Source organism: Microbacterium sp. W4I4 (genome assembly GCF_030816235.1).
Taxonomy (GTDB): domain Bacteria; phylum Actinomycetota; class Actinomycetes; order Actinomycetales; family Microbacteriaceae; genus Microbacterium.
This window is the reverse complement of record NZ_JAUSXT010000001.1, coordinates 846,999-864,105: the sequence shown is the minus strand read 5'-3', so window position 1 is coordinate 864,105 and position 17,107 is coordinate 846,999. Positions and strand designations below refer to the sequence as shown.

Genomic DNA, 17,107 nt, shown 5'->3' with positions numbered 1-17,107 from the left:
CCCTCACCGGGTCGTGACGGGCGTACGATTCTCTGCTGAGCAGAGGAGCACACGCATGAAGACACGGAATCTCGGGCTGGGACTGGAGGTCTCGGCCATCGGCCTGGGCTGCATGGGCATGTCGCAGAGCTACGGGCCGAATCCCGGCTCGCGCGAGGACATGATCGCCGTGCTGCGCGGCGCCGTCGACGCCGGCGTGACCCTGTTCGACACCGCAGAGGTGTACGGGCCCTATGTGAACGAGGAGCTGGTCGGGGAGGCGCTCGAACCGGTGCGGGATCAAGTGGTGATCGCGACGAAGTTCGGCTTCGAGATCGGGACCCCCGGTCGGATGAACAGTCGCCCCGAGCACATCCGCGAGGTGGCGGATGCTTCGCTCCGACGCCTGCGCACGGATGTGATCGATCTGTTCTATCAGCACCGCGTCGACCCGGACGTGCCGATCGAGGACGTCGCCGGCACGGTCGCCGAGCTCGTCGCCGCGGGCAAGGTCCGGCACTTCGGGATGTCCGAGGCCTCGGCGGCGACGATCCGGCGTGCGCACGCCGTATTCCCGGTGACGGCCGTGCAGAGCGAGTACTCGCTGTGGACCCGCGACCCGGAGGTGGAGGTGCTGCCCGCTCTGGAGGAGCGCGGGATCGGATTCGTGCCGTTCAGTCCGCTGGGACGCGGATTCCTCACCGGAGCGATCGACGCGAGCACGAGCTTCGCCGACGATGACATGCGCCGAGGACTCCCGCGCTTCACGGAGGAGAACCGCGAGGCGAACAGCGCGCTGGTCGCGCACGTGGCGGAGCTGGCCAAGGAGAAGCACTCGACGCCCGGACAGATCGCGCTGGCGTGGCTGCTCGCTCAGCGCCCCTGGATCGTGCCGATCCCCGGGACACGGCGGATGTCTCGCATCCGCGAGAACATCGGTGCTGCGGAGCTGGAGCTGAGCAGCGCCGAGCTCGACGATCTCGATGCGATCGCGGCGCGGATCGGCGTGCATGGCGAGCGGTACCCGGAGTCGATGCAGCGCACCGTCAACCGCTGACCGGCGGATCCCCACGTCGAGGATGGTTGACTGTCCGGATGCTGTTGAACACGATCGACTCCGGTAGCGGAGACCGCGTCGTGCTGCTGCTGCACGGCATGATGGGCTCCGCGGAGAGCTGGTGGCGCATCGCGCCCGCGCTGCAGCGGAGCGGCTACCGGGTCATCGCGATCGACCTCCCAGGGCACGGACTCTCGCCGCGGGATGAGGCGTGCTCCGTGGCATCCGTCGCGGGTGATGTCATCGAGAGCGTCCAGGCGATCGCGCCCGGCGCGCCGCTCGACGCGATCGGTCACTCCTACGGCGGAACGGTGCTGGCCGCTGTCGCGGAGCGGATGCCGATCCGACGCGCCGTCTATGTCGACACAGCGTGTGCGTTCTCAGGCGGTGAGGATCAGCTCGCCCTCGCCGCACGATACGAGGCCGATCGCCGCAGCCGGACGGATCCCGTCTGGCTGCGCGCCAGTCGGCCGTTCTACAGCGAGACGGATGCCGTCGTCGAGGCGCGCGCGGCCGAGCGCTTCCACCCGATGACGGCCGCGTCGATCTCGTCGGGCGCCGATGTCGCGCACGAGCCTGCGCCGGGATCGATCCTCGTCCGAGCGGAGCCGAGCCGCTTCGTCACGGACGCGGACGCCGAGCGCTTCCGCAGCCACGGTGTCGACGTGCGAGGCATCCCCGGTGCTGCGCACTCCGTCTGGTACAGCCACTTCGACGAGTTCTGCGCGACGCTGCCGGAGCTGTTCGCCTGACCGAGAACACTGATGGTGTGCTCAGTACGCGGCCAGCGCTTCGCCCAGCATCCTGTGGCCCTGTGCCTCGAATGCCTCGTCGCCGACCTGGTGCGCCCAGCAGGCCGTGCCGACCGCCTGGCGCAGGGCTTCGAGCCGCCAGAGGTCCGGGTCGCGCGGGTCATCGCCGTAGCCGTCGAAGAACGCCCGCTCGAGCGCCGGGTGCGACTGCCATTGCTGAGCGGCGAGGCGCGTGAGATCGCTGGATGCCGGGCGGAACGCGAACCGCCCGAAGTCGATCACGCGCACCGTTCCCCGGTCGAACAGCCAGTTGCGGGGATGCCAGTCGCCGTGGGTGGGCACGAGCGTCACGGCGGGAGCGGGTGCCGCCTGCAGCACGGCGCGAGCGCGAGCCGCAGCCGCCGGATCCACGCGGTGCGGCTGGTCGAGCCAGTACAGCGCGCGGGCCGTCGCGCGGGCCTCGTAGTCGGCATCCGTGCGCGACTCCTGCTCGTGCAGGCGGCGCAGCAGTTCTCCGGCCTGCACGTACGTGTCGGACTGCCACTCGGCATCCGTGCCCAGCACCAGCTCACCGGGTAGATGATCCAGCAGGATGACGCGCAGCGGCGCGGAGGAGTCCCGCAGCAGGGCCGCGTGCCCGGTGGTGATCAGGGGAGCGGTGCAGGAGGAGTGCGCCGCGATCTCCCGGGGCAGGTGCGTGTCCTCGGGGCCTGCGGCCTTCACCACGAACTCCTCACCGGCGACGCGCACGTGCAGCACCGTGGTGTCGACCAGGCCCCACGACATGTCGCGGATCAGCTCGGCATCCGGCAGACGTTCATCGACCCAAGCCCGCTGAGCCGCGTCAAGCCCGCCGAATCGCCCGCTCACGCGGCGAACTCGACCTCGCCCTTGGCGACGTCGGTGCCCACCAGATGCAGCGTCACGGTCTCGCCGGGCGTCGTGCCCGCCGGCACGTGCGCCGAGGCGGTCACCGCGGGGTCGGCGATCTGCACCGCTGCACGGTCCTCACCGCGCAACTCGATCACGCTCGCCTGCACGTCGTGTCCGATGAGCGGTCGCAGCAGCGCGGCCTCGACGCGGCTGAGCGTGTCGGCGTTCAGCTGCGACGCACGCTGGCTGGACTGCGCCATCAGCTCAGGCAGCTGCTCGAGCGAGGACGTCGCCCACTCGGGAGCGGGCTGCCCCTGTGAGATCGTGAGACAGATCGCAAGCGACCAGCGGTCGACCAGCCGGCGCAGGGGAGCGGTCGCATGCGCGTAGGGCGCACCGATCGCGGCCTGCTCCAGGTCTCCGTCCGGGAGGGTGCCGTCGAAGGTCACATACCCCGCACCGCGGAACAGCGACGCGGCGGCCTCCAGCACGGGAAGCGTCAGCGGATCGGACTTGTCCAGATCGCGCAGGAAATCGCCGTAGCGCCCCGTCTTCCAGGGCCGGCCGAGCGCTTCGGTCTGGCGGCGGAATCTGGTGAACGCGCTCTCGTCGGGCTGCGGCATGGTGCGCAGCACTCCGACCTTGGCGCCCGTCATCAGCTCGGCGGCCGCCATGCCGGTCATCAGCGACAGCTGCGCGTTCCACTCCTCGACGGCCAGCGGATGACGTCGCTCGATGCTGTAGGTGCCGTCCGGCTTCTGGACGACCTCCTCGTCCGGCAGGTTCAGGCTCGCGCCACCGCGCTGCTGCTCCAGGGCCTGGCGCAGCTCGCCGATCTCCTGCAACAGAGCCAGAGGGCCGGCTTCGCCGCGGTCGACGGAGGCCTGCGCCGACACGTACTCCAGCTGCGCACGCGAGCGCACCAGCGCCCGCTCCAGCCGGAACTCGCTCACCTTCCCGGTGTCGTCCAGCGCGAACGTCCACACCAGTGCGGGTCGCTCCTGATCCGGCAGCAGCGACGCGCGGTCGGTGGAGAGGGCGAGCGGATGCAACGGGATGTTCCCGTCCGCGAGGTACAGCGTCTGTCCGCGCTGACGCGCCTCCGTGTCGATGGCGCCGCCCGGGGTCACGAACCCGGGTACGTCGGCTATCGCGTACCGCACCTGGAAGCCGCTGCCGGCGCGCTCCAGGTGCAGCGCCTGATCGAGGTCCTTGGAACCCAGCGGGTCGAGCGTGACGAACGGCACGTCGCGCAGATCCAGATCGGGTGAGGTCGGCTTCGCGGATTCGGCTTCCGCCAGCGCCTCCTTCGAGAATTCGATCGGCGCCTCGATTCCGGCTCGCAGTGCCGCGAGGGCGGCTGCCAGATCGCTCTGAGCGGCGGATGGGGCGACATGGGATCGACGCTGAGGCATGCCGTCAGCCTATGCCGGTGGGGTCCAGGCAGGTGGAGAGCCCGCCCCGCGCGTCATTCTCGGCCATCCCGGCGCCGAGGTCCACGGCGGGCAGTAGCGTGAGAGACATGACCACCGCAGACAAGGCTCAGACCCTCACCCGTCTCTACGAAGCCCCCGAGATCCTCCGCGTCGTCAACATCTGGGACGTCGTCTCAGCCAAGGCGATCGCCGCCCTTCCCGAGACCCGCGCGCTCGCCACCGCCGGCCACTCGATCGCCGCGACCTTCGGCTACGCGGACGGGCAGATCCCGCGTGAGCTCATGCTCGACATGGTCGGCCGCATCGCGGCCGCCGTCGACCTTCCCGTCTCCGCCGACCTCGACGACGGCTACGGGGATGCCGGTGAGACGACTCGCCTCGCCATCGGCGTCGGCATCGTCGGTGCGAACATCGAAGACCGGATGCGGCCGTTCGCCGAGTCCGTCGCGCAGGTCGAGGCGATCGTGAAGGCCGGGCAGGCGGAGGGCGTCGACTTCGCCCTGAACGCCCGGACGGACGCCATCGTTCGCGGCGGCGACAAGCCGCTCGCAGACAAGCTGGCGGATGCCGTGCAGCGCGGCCGCGCCTTCCTCGACGCCGGGGCCACCTCGGTGTTCGTGCCCGGCATCCTCGATGCCGACGCGACCCGCACCCTCGTCGAGGGGATCGGCGCGGGCAAGGTCAGTGTCATCGGCCTCCCCGGAGCTCTGACCGCCGCGGAGTACGAGGCGCTCGGCGTCGCCCGCATCTCCTACGGACCCATGGTGCAGCGCGTCGCGCTCACCGCCCTGCAGGATCTCGCGACGGATCTGTACGCCGACGGCGTCATCCCCGCCAGCACCCGCGCGCTGAACTGACACTCAGCGCCCTGAACTGACACTCAGCGCCCTGAGCTGACACCGCGACGAAGACGAGTGACCACGATCAGTACAATCGAGAGGTGGTCACTCGTCTATCGAACTTCTTCCTCCGTACGCTCCGCGAAGACCCGGCAGGTGCCGAGGTCGCCAGCCACAAGCTGCTGATCCGCGCCGGGTACATCCGACCGCAGGCGGCGGGTATCTTCGCGTGGCTGCCGTTGGGCCTTCGCGTCAAGGCGAAGATCGAGAAGGTGGTCCGCGAGGAGATGGAGGCGGCCGGCGCGCAGGAGGTGCACTTCCCCGCACTGATGCCCCGCGAGGCATACGAGGCCACGGGGCGCTGGGAGGAGTACGGCGACCTGTTGTTCCGCCTGCAGGACCGCAAGGACGGCGACTATCTGCTCGCCCCGACGCACGAAGAGGCCTTCACCCTGCTGGTGAAGGATCTGTACTCGTCGTACAAGGACCTGCCTCTGACGCTCTATCAGATCCAGGACAAGTACCGCGACGAGGCCCGCCCGCGGGCCGGCCTGCTGCGCGGTCGCGAGTTCACCATGAAGGACGCTTACTCCTTCGACGCGTCCGACGAGGGCCTGGACGTCAGCTACATGTCGCAGCGCGACGCCTATGAGCGCATCTTCCAGCGCCTCGGCCTCGAGTACGCCATCGTGCAGGCCGACGCCGGTGCCATGGGCGGCTCGCGCAGCGAGGAGTTCCTGCACCCGACTCCCGTGGGCGAGGACACCTTCGTGCGCAGCGAGGGCGGCTACGCCGCGAACGTCGAGGCATACGTGACCATGCCTCCGGATGCCGTGGGCTGGGAGGGGACGGCCGAGGCGACGGTGTTCGACTCGCCGGACACGCCCACTATCGACACCCTCGTGGCGCACGCCAACGACGTGCTCGACGGCGAGTACACCGCCGCGGACACGCTGAAGAACGTCGTGCTGGCGCTGCAGCACCTCGACGGCTCGCGCGACCTCGTCATCGTCGGCATCCCCGGTGACCGCGAGGTCGACATGAAGCGCGCCGAGGTCGCCTTCGCTCCTGCTGAGGTCGAGCCCGCCACGGACTCCGACTTCGAGAAGCACCCGCTGCTCGTGCGCGGCTACATCGGCCCCTGGTCGGCTACCGGCGCGATCCTCGGCGAGGAGTCGGCCACCGGCATCCGCTACCTGGTCGATCCCCGCGTCGCGGACGGGACCAGCTGGGTCACCGGCGCCAACATCGACCAGAAGCACGCCCACAGCGTCGTCGCCGGCCGTGACTTCGTCGCGGACGGCACAGTCGAGATCGCGAATGTGCGTGACGGCGACCCGGCCCCCGACGGCTCCGGCCCGGTCTCGCTCGCCCGCGGCATGGAGATCGGGCACGTCTTCCAGCTCGGCCGCAAGTACGCTGAGGCCCTCGGGCTGAAGGTCCTCAACGAGAACGGCAAGCTCGTCACCGTCACGATGGGCTCGTACGGCATCGGCGTCACCCGCATCCTCGCGATCATCGCCGAGCTCAACAACGACGACAAGGGCCTCATCTGGCCGGCGTCCGTCGCGCCCTTCGACGTGCACGTCGTCGCGGCGGGACGCGACCAGGTCGCCTTCGACGTGGCCGAGGACATCGCGAAGCAGCTCGAGTCCGCGCGACTCGACGTGCTCTACGACGACCGCGTGAAGGTGTCGCCCGGTGTGAAGTTCGGTGACGCCGAGCTGGTGGGCGTGCCGAAGATCGTGATCGTCGGACGCGGCGCAGCAGAGGGTCAGGTCGAGCTCTGGGATCGCAGCACGGGAGACCGCGAGTCCATCTCGGCGGCGGATGCCGTGGCGCGCCTGACGCGCTGAGCCCGCGGAGGCTGTGACAGGCTGAGGGCATGACGGATGGCATGCTGGACGACGATCTGCGACACGAGCTCACCGGACTTCTGGAGCGGGCCGGTATCCGTGCGGAGCGCGGGCTGATCACGCGGATGCTGCAGACCGCGCTCCTGCTCGGCAGGGAGAACACCGACCGGCTCGACCTCAAGATCGCATCGTCGGCGCTCAGCGAGATGCGCGATGCGTTCCGCCTGTTCCAGCCCTTCCACAACATCCCCAAGGTGACGGTCTTCGGATCGGCGCGCACGCTGCACGACGATCCGCTGTACGTGCAGGCGCGCGATGTCGCCGCGGCGCTGGCCGGTGATGGGTGGATGGTGGTCACCGGCGCGGGGCCCGGCATCATGCAGGCCGCCGCCGAGGGAGCGGGCTCGAAGATGTCGCTGGGAGTCTCGATCCGACTGCCGTTCGAGGAGCGCGCGAACTCGATCGTCGAGCAGGACGCTCAGATCGTGTCGATGAAATACTTCTTCACCCGCAAGCTCATGCTCATCAAGGAGTCGCGGGGCTTCATCTGCCTTCCCGGAGGATTCGGGACGATGGACGAGATGTTCGAGCTGCTCACCCTGCAGCAGACCGGCAAAGCGGAACCCATGCCGATCGTGCTGCTCGATGAGCCGGGCGGCTCGTTCTGGACCGGCCTGAAGACCTTCATCGACGAGCATCTGGTGCCCGCAGGCGTGATCTCTCCGCAGGACCTCGACCGTGTGCTCATCACCGACTCCGTCGAGGAGGCGGTCGCCGACATCACCGCCTTCTGGCGCAACTACGACTCGCTGCGCTGGGTGGGAGACCGCCTCGTCCTGCGGCTGGTCCACGAGCCCACGGATGCCGACGTGCAGAGCCTGAACGAACGATTCGGCGACATGTGCGCCGAAGGGCGCATCGAGCGCAGCGGAGCGCTGGAGACGGAGATCGCCGACGGCGACGTGGTGGAGCTGCCGCGCCTGGTGCTCAACCTCCGCCAGCGTGCGGTCGGGTCGCTGTTCGCGCTCATCCGCGCGATCGACGAGCTGCCCTCGGCCGTCTGAATCCGGTCGTCCGAGTTCTGGCCGCCCGAGCACGCGGGCGGTCCGAGCACGAAGGGTTCAACGTCTGTTCACCGCCGCGTCGATCCGGCCGAGCATCCTTTCAGGTGCCGCCATCCGACCAGGAGGACTGATGACCCTGACCGAACCCACCCGACGAAACCTGCCCATGCTCGACCACGTGCGGGGCAAGCGCTCGGCCGTGACGTGTGAGCTCAAATGCGCCAACGCGTGCATGGGGCCGGAGTGCAACACCTCCGCCAACGAGGACTTCCGCTCGATCGCATCCGCCGTCTTCTCGCGTCGTGCGCTGTTCGGCCTCGGCGCCGCAGCCGCAGTGGCCGTGGCCGTCGGCGTCGGCAAGGGCGCTCCGGTGTCCTCGCCCTCCGCAGCCGGTGTCGCGGGCCCGGGCGCATCGTTCGCCCGTCCCGGCCGTGCGGGGCTCTCCTTCGGCGCCATCGCGCCCGTGCCCGCCGCAGTCGATGCGTTCACCGTGCCGGCGGGCTACACCTGGAAGCCGATCATCCGCTGGGGCGATCCGCTGTTCTCGCGCACCCCCGCGTTCGACATCGACGCACAGACGCCCGAGGCGCAGGCCGAGCAGTTCGGCTACAACAGCGACTACCTCGACATCGTCGCGGACCCGAGCGGGAAGACGGGCGTACTCGTCAACAACCATGAGTACGTCAACCCCCAGCTCATGTTCCCGGACACCACGGATGCCGCAGAGCTGCGTCGCCGTGGCGAGATCTACAAGGCCGCGCAGGGCATGTCCGTCGTGGAGATCCGCCGCCGCAAGGTCGGCGACCCGTGGGAGTACGTCGTCGGCGGTCGACGCAACCGTCGCATCACCGTCGAGACCGAGTTCGAGCTGACCGGCCCGGCGGCGGGATCCGACCTGGTCAAGACGGCGGCCGACCCCGCGGGCCGCTGGGTGCGCGGCACTCTCGGCAACTGCGCCGGCGGCACCACGCCGTGGGGAACGATCCTCTCCGGTGAGGAGAACTTCAACGGCTACTTCGCCTGGGCCGCCGACACCACCGAGCAGCAGCGCTACAGCGGCTCGAGCACGACCAGCACCTCGACGGGCTGGGAGGCGTACGACCCCCGCTTCGACGCGCACGACCCGGCGTACGTCAACGAGCCGAACCGCTTCGGTTACATCGTGGAGATCGACCCGCAGGACCCGACCTCCACGCCGCGCAAGCACACCGCCATGGGCCGGTTCAAGCACGAGGGCGCCAACGTGCGCGTCGCCGAGGACGGACACGTCGTGGCCTACATGGGCGATGACGAGCGCAACGACTACCTGTACAAGTTCGTCTCGAAGAACCGCATCTCGGGCTCGCGTCGCAAGAACCTGTCCCTGCTGAGCGAAGGCGACCTGTACGTCGCGAAGTTCAGCGGCAACTCGCCCGTCGCCGAGGTCACCGGCTCGGGCGCACTGCCCTCCGACGGAGCGTTCGACGGCACCGGGATCTGGATCCCGCTCACTCAGCGCGGACGCAGCGTCGTGCCCGGCTTCACCACCGAGCAGGTGCTGGTGCACACGCGCCTCGCCGCCGACGCGGTCGGTCCGACGAAGATGGACCGCCCTGAAGACGTCGAGCCGAACCCGGTCACCGGCAAGGTGTACGTCGCCCTCACCAACAACAGCAAGCGCACCGAGGTCGACGAGGCGAACCCCGTCACCGGCAACCGCTACGGCCACGTCATCGAGCTGACAGAGACCGCGGGGCAGGGCGGCACGACGTTCGGCTGGAGCATCCTGCTGCTGTGCGGCGATCCGAACACGTTCGACAGCGCGTACTTCGCGGGCTTCCCGAAGGAGCTCGTCTCGCCGATCTCCTGTCCCGACAACGTGGCGTTCGACTCGGCGGGCGACCTGTGGATCTCCACCGACGGCGCACCGAGCACGATCGGCTACGCCGACGGACTGTTCAAGGTGCCGCTGACGGGCCAGGAGCGCGGCCACGTCCAGCAGTTCCTCGCAGTGCCGCGCGACGCCGAGACGTGCGGGCCGGTCATCCACGACAAGGAGGGCCTGGTCTTCGTCGCTGTCCAGCACCCGGGCGAGGACGGCACGTTCGACGTCCCGCGGTCGCTGTTCCCCGACTACGGGTCGAACGCGCCCGGCGACGTCGCCGCGGCTCCTCGTCCGGCCGTGGTGCAGGTGCACCGGGTCTGACCCGCGTCGCGACGCCCCCGGTGAGTGCCGGGGGCGTCGCCGTGCGCGGCTCGTCCGGCGCCCTCCGTTTCGGCTATTCTGGACGGATGCCCGCGGAGCGTCTTTCCGCGGATGAGAGCTGAATAGAGGAGACCGCTGATGGACATCGAACTCGGACTGCTGCGAGGAATCGAGAAGGAGAAGGGGATCCCCTTCGACGAGCTCGTGTCGATCATCGAGCAGGCCATCCTCACCGCCTACGGCAAGCACGTCTCCGAAGAGGGCACGATTCCCGACGGCGTGCGTGTCGAGCTCAACGACAAGACCGGACATGTGGCCGTGCTGCAGCCCGTCAAGGACGAAGAGGGCGCGATCATCGGCGAGGAGGAGACCACTCCTGACGACTTCGGGCGCATCGCCGCCTACGCCGCCAAGCAGGTCATCGGCCAGCGACTGCGCGACATCGCCGATGACGCGGTGCTCGGCGAGTTCCGCGGCAAAGAGGGCGACATCGTCGCCGGCGTCATCCAGCAGGGCCCGAACCCCCGCATGATCCACGTCGACCTCGGTTCCGTCGAGGCGATCCTCCCTCCCGAGGAGCAGGTCCCCGGCGAGGAGTACACGCACGGCACGCGCCTGCGCGTGTACGTGACCAGTGTCGCCAAGGGAACCAAGGGTCCGCAGATCACGGTCTCGCGCACCCACCCGGGCCTGGTCCGCAAGCTCTTCGCCCTGGAGGTCCCCGAGATCGCGGCCGGGCTGGTCGAGATCGTCTCTCTCGCCCGCGAGGCCGGTCACCGGACCAAGATCGCGGTCAAGGCGAACGACCCGTCGGTCAACGCCAAGGGAGCGTGCATCGGTGAGATGGGTCGCCGCGTGCGCGCGGTCACCGAGGAGCTGTCGGGCGAGAAGATCGACATCGTCGACCATCACCCCGACCTGGCGACCTTCGTCGCCAACGCGCTCTCGCCCGCCAAGGTGACCTCGGCCTTCGTGCTGGACGCCAACATCAAGGCGGTCCGCGCACTGGTTCCCGATTACCAGCTGTCGCTGGCGATCGGCAAGGAAGGACAGAATGCGCGCCTCGCGGCGAAGCTGACCGGCGCGAAGATCGACATCCAGCCCGACAGCGTGATGGAGTGACGGACCCCCCGGCGCGGTGCGCCGGGCTTCGGACAGTGCGGTGAGGTGTAAGATGGATGTTGTACGAACGTGTGTCGGTTGCCGCGATCGTGCCTCTCGAACCACTCTGATCAGAGTGGTCCAGCACAACGGCGAGCTCGTCTTCGACGAGCGAGGCGTGCTGCCGGGGAGGGGCGCATGGCTGCATCCGACATCCGAATGTCTGGCTGCCGCTCTGCGGCGCCGGGCTTTTGCACGAGCACTTCGCGTCTCACCTGCCATCGGTTTCCCCGAGGCGGAGGATGCGCAGACCATCGAACAGTACGGCTCGAAGAACAAAGGCTGAACGGCTATGGAAACAAAGTGAACGGCTCGAAATGAGACCCGTCCGCGACTAGTGGTCTGCCCTGTCAGGGTGGACCGACCCCGACAGGAGAATTGTGGCTGGTAAACCACGCGTACACGAGATCGCCGCTGAACTCGGCATCGACAGCAAGTTCGCACTCGCGAAGCTCAAGGAGCTGGGCGAGTTCGTGAAGAGTCCCTCTTCGACCATCGAGCCCCCTGTGGCGCGCAAGCTTCGCGCTGCCATCGAGGCCGATCCCGCGGCGAAGGCCGCGGCACCCAAGGCTGAGGCGAAGCCCGCAGCGAAGGCTCCGGCGCCCTCCGGCGTCAAGTCCGGCGCTCCGGTGCCCGGACCCAAGCCCGGACCGAAGCCCGCCGCGAAGCCGGAGACTCCGGAGCCGCAGGCGGAGAGCACCCCGGCACCGGTCGAGGACAAGCCCGCGGCGACGCCCGCTGAGTCCCAGCCGGCCGGCCCCAAGCCCGGCGGCAGCGCACCGAAGCCCGGCGCATCGCGCCCGGGCAACAGCCCCTTCGCCTCGGCGCAGGGAATGGGCGCGCGTCCCGCAGGTCCTCGCCCCGGGAACAACCCGTTCGCGTCGGCACAGGGCATGGGCCAGCGTCCTACCCCCGGCAACATCCCGCGTCCGCAGGCTCCGCGCGCTGACTCCCCGCGAATCGGCGCTCCGCGTCCCGGTCGTCCCGGCGGCCCCGGCGGCCCCGGTGGCGCACGCGGCGGTCAGGGCGGTCGTCCCGGTGGCGCACCGTTCCAGCAGCGCTCCGGCGGCCCCGGTCGTCCTGGCGGCGCCGGCGCTCCCGGTGCAGGTCCCGGCGCGCGTCCCGGTGGCGGCGGCGGATTCGCCGGTCGTCCCGGTGGTGGCGGCGGTCGTGGTCGTGGACCCGGCGGCGGTACCGCAGGTGCCTTCGGCAAGGGCGGCGGCAAGAGCAAGCAGCGCAAGTCGCGGCGGGCGAAGCGCCAGGAATTCGAGATGCGGTCGGCGCCGATCGTCGGCGGCGTCAACGTCTCCAAGGGCAACGGCGAGATCATCCGCCTGCGCCGCGGCGCATCGATCGCGGACTTCGCGGACAAGCTCGAGGCACTGAACGGTTACACCGTTCAGCCCGGAACGCTGGTCACCATCCTCTTCAACCTCGGCGAGATGGCCACGGCCACCGAGTCGCTGGACGAGGCGACCTTCGAGGTGCTGGGCGAGGAGCTCGGCTACAAGATCCAGATGGTCTCGCCCGAGGACGAGGACAAGGAGCTCCTCGAGGGCTTCGGTCTCGACCTCGATGCCGAGCTGGAGGCGGAGAGCGAGGATGACCTCGAGATCCGTCCCCCGGTGGTCACCGTCATGGGTCACGTCGACCACGGTAAGACCCGACTGCTCGACGCGATCCGCAAGTCCAATGTCGTCGAGGGCGAGGCCGGTGGCATCACCCAGCACATCGGCGCGTACCAGATCTGGACCGAGCACGACGGCATCGAGCGTGCGGTCACCTTCATCGACACCCCGGGTCACGAGGCGTTCACCGCCATGCGTGCCCGTGGTGCGCAGGTCACCGACATCGCGATCCTCGTGGTCGCCGCCGACGACGGCATCATGCCGCAGACGGTGGAGGCCCTGAACCACGCCCAGGCGGCCGGTGTGCCGATCGTGGTCGCGGTGAACAAGGTCGACAAGCCCGAGGCCAACCCGGCCAAGGTCCGTCAGCAGCTCACCGAGTACGGTCTGGTCGCCGAGGAGTACGGCGGAGACGTGCTGTTCGTGGATGTGTCGGCCCGTGCGGGCACCGGCATCCAGGAGCTCGTCGATGCCGTCCTGCTGACCGCCGACGCGGGTCTGGACCTCACGGCCAACCCGAACAAGGCCGCTCGCGGTGTCGCCATCGAGGCGAAGCTCGACAAGGGCCGCGGTTCGGTCGCGACGGTGCTGATCCAGTCCGGAACGCTGCACGTCGGCGACTCGATCGTGGCGGGAACGGCTTACGGCCGCGTCCGCGCCATGCTCGACGAGAACGGCGACTCGGTCGAGTACGCAGCTCCGTCCCGCCCCGTGCAGGTGCAGGGTCTGAACTCGGTGCCCCGCGCCGGTGACGTCTTCATCGTCACCGACGAGGACCGCATGGCGCGTCAGATCGCTGAGAAGCGCGAGGCCGTCGAGCGCAACGCCCTGCTGGCCAAGGCCCGCAAGCGCATCTCGCTCGAGGACTTCACCCGTGCTCTCGAAGAGGGCAAGGTCGAGACGCTCAACCTCATCATCAAGGGCGACGTGTCCGGTGCCGTCGAGGCGCTGGAGGAGTCGCTCCTCAAGATCGAGGTCGACGACACCGTGCAGCTGCGCATCATCCACCGTGGTGTGGGTGCGGTCACGGAGTCGGATGTGAACCTCGCGACGATCGACAACGCGATCATCGTGGGCTTCAACGTCCGCCCCGACCCCAAGGCCCGTGAGGCTGCGGCCCGCGAGGGCGTGGATGTCCGGTTCTACTCGGTCATCTACTCGGCGATCGACGAGATCGAGAACTCCCTCAAGGGAATGCTCAAGCCGGAGTTCGAAGAGGTCCAGTCGGGTGTCGCCGAGATCCGCGAGGTGTTCCGCTCCTCGAAGTTCGGCAACATCGCCGGTGTCATCGTCCGCTCGGGAACGATCACGCGCAACGCGAAGGCCCGTGTCATCCGCGATGGCATCGTCCTCGCAGATGGCCTCGCCATCGAGTCGCTGCGTCGCTTCAAGGACGACGTCACCGAGGTCCGCACGGACTTCGAGGCCGGTATCGGTCTGGGCAAGTTCAACGACATCCAGATCGGCGACGAGATCGAGACCATCGAGATGGTCGAGAAGACCCGCAGCTGATCCGATCAGACAGGTGAGGGGCGCCCGCTGGGCGCCCCTCATTCTTCACATAGGGAGTGGGAATCATGGCCGGAGAACGACAGGCACGGTTCGCGGACCGCATCCGCGTCATCCTCGCCGAGCGTCTGGAGAAGGGACTGCGCGACCCGCGCCTCGGGTTCGTGACGATCACCGACGTGCGCGTGTCCGGAGACCTGCAGCATGCCTCCGTGTTCTACACGGTGCTGGGGACCGACGAGGAGCGCGTCGCCAGCGGTGCTGCGCTGACGTCGGCCACAGGGCTGCTGCGCAAGGAGGTGGGTCGTCAGCTCAACGTGCGCCTCGTGCCCACGCTGGAGTTCATCGCGGATGCCCTGCCCGAGAACGCCGGGCACATCGCCGACCTGCTGCGGCAGGCGCGTGAGCGCGACGAAGAGGTGGCGAAGCTCGCCGTGGGTGCGACCCACGCCGGCGACGCCGACCCGTACGTGCGCGACGAGGACGACGAAGAGGACTGATTCGAGCGCCGTCAGCGGGGGAGCAGCAGCATCCCCGCTGACGCCTCGATCAGCCCGTCGACGATCAGCGAGTCGATCGCGCGGTCGCGCTGGACGGCATCCGGCCAGTCGGGGAGCACCTCATCCGCCGGCATCCGATGGTCGACGGCGCCGCGCAGCGCCCGCAGCACTCCGCCGCGGGCCTGACGGTCAGAACCCTCGTACCGCGCCTGACGGCGACGGGTGTCACCGGTGTCCGGCCGGCCCGCGGCGAGCCAGGCGCATTGCGCGGCTATCGGACAGGCCTCGCACTTCGGCGCCCGAGCCGTGCACACGGTCGCCCCCAGCTCCATCATCGCCGCGTTGAACACCGCCGACTCGTCGACGTCCTCGGGCATCAGAGCCGACATACGCTCAAGGTCCCGTTTCGACGGCGGGTCCGGCTGAGCACGGCCGTCCACAGCGCGCGCGATCACCCGACGGGTGTTGGTGTCGACCACGGGATGCCGGTCGCCGTAGTGGAACACCGCCACCGCGCGGGCCGTGTAATCGCCGATGCCCGACAGCTCCAGCAGCGCTCCGACATCACGGGGGACCACTCCGCCGTGGCGCTCGACGGTCTCCACCGCGGCACGGTGCAGCCAGAGAGCGCGGCGCGGATAGCCCAGGTTCGCCCACTGGTGCACCACCTCGGCCGGCGTGGCCGTGGACATGGCATCCGGTGAGGGCCATCGCTCCAGCCACGCGGTCAGATGCGGGATCACCCGAGCGACCGGCGTCTGCTGCAGCATGAACTCGCTGACCAGCGTTCCCCACGCACCATGACGATCCGAGAACTCGGTCCGGCGCCACGGGAGGTCACGCGCCTCGCGGCGGTACCAGTCGGCGAGCACGCGAGGATCGGGGGCTGCGGACGGCATCCCGCCAGCCTAGACGAGCACCGCGACTCGGTAGGCTGAACGAGTGGCATCGCATGGCATCCTCCTCGTAGACAAGCCCGGTGGTCTGACCAGTCATGACGTGGTCGCGCGCGTCCGGCGGGCGTTCGGCACCCGCAAGGTCGGGCACGCCGGCACCCTCGACCCGATGGCGACCGGCCTGCTGGTGATCGGCATCGAGGGCGCCACCCGACTGCTGACGTACATCGTCGGCGCCGACAAGACCTACACGGCCACCATCCGCCTCGGCTCGCGCACCACGACCGACGACGCCGAGGGCGACCTCGTCGACACCGCGGATGCCGGGGCCTGGGCGAGCGTGGACGACGAGGCGGTGCAGAACGGCATCCGCAGCCTCACCGGTGCGATCTCGCAGGTGCCGAGCTCCGTCTCCGCCATCAAGGTCGCCGGTCGCCGCGCCTACGATCTGGTGCGCGCGGGGGAGAGCGTCGAGCTGGCCGCCCGAGAGGTGACGGTCTCGCGCTTCGACCTGATCGCCCAGCGGCGCACGGCGGACTTCCTCGACCTGGATGTGATCGTGGACTGCTCCTCGGGAACCTACATCCGCGCCCTGGCGCGCGACCTCGGTGACGCGCTCGGCGTGGGCGGTCACCTCACGGCGCTGCGTCGCACCCGGGTCGGCGGCTTCCACGTCGAGGACGCCGTGGGCATCGATGATCTCGACGGTGCGCCGACCCTGAGCCCCGCAGCGGCTGCGGAGCGCGTGATGCCGGTGCTGCCGGTCACGGCCGAGGAAGCCCGCGATCTGCGCCACGGGAAGCGTCTGGTCGGTCAGCGCGACCGGCTGACGGCATCCGAGGTGGCCGCCCTCGACCCCGACGGAGCGCTCGTCGGCATCCTCGAGGCACGCGGCAAGGACATCAAGAGCGCCATGAACATGCCGGAGGTGCAGGCGTGATCCTGTGGTTCACCATCGTCCAGATCGTCATCGCGTGCGCGGCGGGCCTCTTCTGCCTCATCCTCGGCTTCGCCGGGCGGCGCCCGAGCGACTACTCGGTCGGCAGCGTGCTGCTGATGGAGGTGCTGCTGATCGTGCAGGCCGTCATCGCGATCATCTCACCGCTGGCGGGAAATCCGCCCACCGGCGACCTTCTCGAGTACTGGGTCTATCTGATCGGCGCCTTGCTGCTGCCCGCCGGCGGCGTGGTGTGGGCTCTGCTGGATCGCACGCGTTGGAGCACGGTCGTCCTCGGCGTCGTCGGCCTGTCGCTGGCGATCATGCTGTGGCGGATGCAGACGATCTGGACCGTGCAGATCGCGTGATCCGAGCGGATTAGGATGGTGGACGCAATGTCCCACACCGATGCATCGCCCCAGATCCACTCGCGCA

General features: G+C 69.2%; 15 protein-coding genes. 12 read left to right on the top strand and 3 right to left on the bottom strand.

Annotation, left to right across the window (positions count from 1 at the left end; genetic code table 11):
- The first annotated feature begins 55 nt into the window (after positions 1-55).
- Both QF046_RS04125 and QF046_RS04120 read left to right on the top strand, forming a co-directional pair.
- Positions 56-1,036: an aldo/keto reductase gene (locus QF046_RS04125; protein WP_307366478.1), complete on the top strand. Its 981-nt coding sequence runs from the start codon at positions 56-58 to the stop codon at positions 1,034-1,036.
- A gap of 38 nt (positions 1,037-1,074) precedes the next feature.
- Positions 1,075-1,788 carry an alpha/beta fold hydrolase gene (locus tag QF046_RS04120; protein WP_307366476.1) on the top strand — a complete coding sequence of 238 codons (714 nt, stop codon included), beginning with the start codon at positions 1,075-1,077 and terminating at the stop codon, positions 1,786-1,788.
- A 21-nt stretch (positions 1,789-1,809) separates the two neighbouring features.
- Here QF046_RS04120 and QF046_RS04115 read toward each other — a convergent pair whose 3' ends face one another.
- Both QF046_RS04115 and QF046_RS04110 read right to left on the bottom strand, forming a co-directional pair.
- Positions 1,810-2,658, bottom strand: a complete 849-nt coding sequence (locus tag QF046_RS04115) for a phosphotransferase family protein (RefSeq protein ID WP_307366474.1) — start codon at positions 2,656-2,658, stop codon at positions 1,810-1,812.
- Positions 2,655-4,076: an RNB domain-containing ribonuclease gene (locus QF046_RS04110; RefSeq protein ID WP_307366472.1), complete on the bottom strand. Its 1,422-nt coding sequence runs from the start codon at positions 4,074-4,076 to the stop codon at positions 2,655-2,657. Before QF046_RS04110 ends, QF046_RS04115 begins: the two co-directional genes overlap by 4 nt.
- Positions 4,077-4,183: 107 nt before the next feature.
- On the opposite strand from QF046_RS04110, the gene QF046_RS04105 reads away from it, so the two are divergent.
- From QF046_RS04105 to rbfA, 8 genes are all read left to right on the top strand, one after another.
- The gene (locus tag QF046_RS04105; protein WP_307366470.1) at positions 4,184-4,954 is read left to right on the top strand and encodes an isocitrate lyase/phosphoenolpyruvate mutase family protein; all 771 of its coding nucleotides are present in this window, start codon (positions 4,184-4,186) and stop codon (positions 4,952-4,954) included.
- 83 nt (positions 4,955-5,037) lie between these two features.
- On the top strand, positions 5,038-6,792 hold the full coding sequence (locus QF046_RS04100) for a proline--tRNA ligase (RefSeq protein WP_307366468.1): 1,755 nt from the start codon (positions 5,038-5,040) through the stop codon (positions 6,790-6,792).
- Between the two features lie 29 nt (positions 6,793-6,821).
- The gene (locus tag QF046_RS04095) at positions 6,822-7,856 is read left to right on the top strand and encodes a TIGR00730 family Rossman fold protein (RefSeq protein WP_307366466.1); all 1,035 of its coding nucleotides are present in this window, start codon (positions 6,822-6,824) and stop codon (positions 7,854-7,856) included.
- 130 nt (positions 7,857-7,986) lie between these two features.
- Positions 7,987-10,041 (top strand): PhoX family phosphatase, encoded by a 2,055-nt coding sequence (locus tag QF046_RS04090; RefSeq protein WP_307366464.1) that lies wholly within the window; start codon positions 7,987-7,989, stop codon positions 10,039-10,041.
- A gap of 138 nt (positions 10,042-10,179) precedes the next feature.
- The gene (nusA, locus tag QF046_RS04085; RefSeq protein ID WP_307366462.1) at positions 10,180-11,163 is read left to right on the top strand and encodes a transcription termination factor NusA; all 984 of its coding nucleotides are present in this window, start codon (positions 10,180-10,182) and stop codon (positions 11,161-11,163) included.
- Between the two features lie 52 nt (positions 11,164-11,215).
- A complete protein-coding gene (locus tag QF046_RS04080; protein WP_307366460.1) occupies positions 11,216-11,488 on the top strand; it encodes a YlxR family protein in 273 nt (90 codons plus the stop codon).
- A 94-nt stretch (positions 11,489-11,582) separates the two neighbouring features.
- Complete coding sequence (gene infB / locus QF046_RS04075) at positions 11,583-14,342, top strand: translation initiation factor IF-2 (RefSeq protein WP_307366457.1); 2,760 nt, start codon at positions 11,583-11,585, stop codon at positions 14,340-14,342.
- Positions 14,343-14,407: 65 nt separating this feature from the next.
- Positions 14,408-14,839, top strand: coding sequence for a 30S ribosome-binding factor RbfA (gene rbfA, locus QF046_RS04070; RefSeq protein ID WP_307366455.1), 432 nt, complete (start codon positions 14,408-14,410; stop codon positions 14,837-14,839).
- An 11-nt stretch (positions 14,840-14,850) separates the two neighbouring features.
- Here rbfA and QF046_RS04065 read toward each other — a convergent pair whose 3' ends face one another.
- A complete protein-coding gene (locus QF046_RS04065; protein WP_307366453.1) occupies positions 14,851-15,738 on the bottom strand; it encodes an A/G-specific adenine glycosylase in 888 nt (295 codons plus the stop codon).
- Between the two features lie 43 nt (positions 15,739-15,781).
- On the opposite strand from QF046_RS04065, the gene truB reads away from it, so the two are divergent.
- On the top strand, positions 15,782-16,675 hold the full coding sequence (truB, locus tag QF046_RS04060; protein WP_307366451.1) for a tRNA pseudouridine(55) synthase TruB: 894 nt from the start codon (positions 15,782-15,784) through the stop codon (positions 16,673-16,675).
- Positions 16,672-17,040, top strand: a complete 369-nt coding sequence (locus tag QF046_RS04055) for a hypothetical protein (RefSeq protein ID WP_307366450.1) — start codon at positions 16,672-16,674, stop codon at positions 17,038-17,040. The genes truB and QF046_RS04055 overlap by 4 nt, the downstream gene beginning before the upstream one ends.
- The last annotated feature ends 67 nt before the right edge of the window (positions 17,041-17,107 follow it).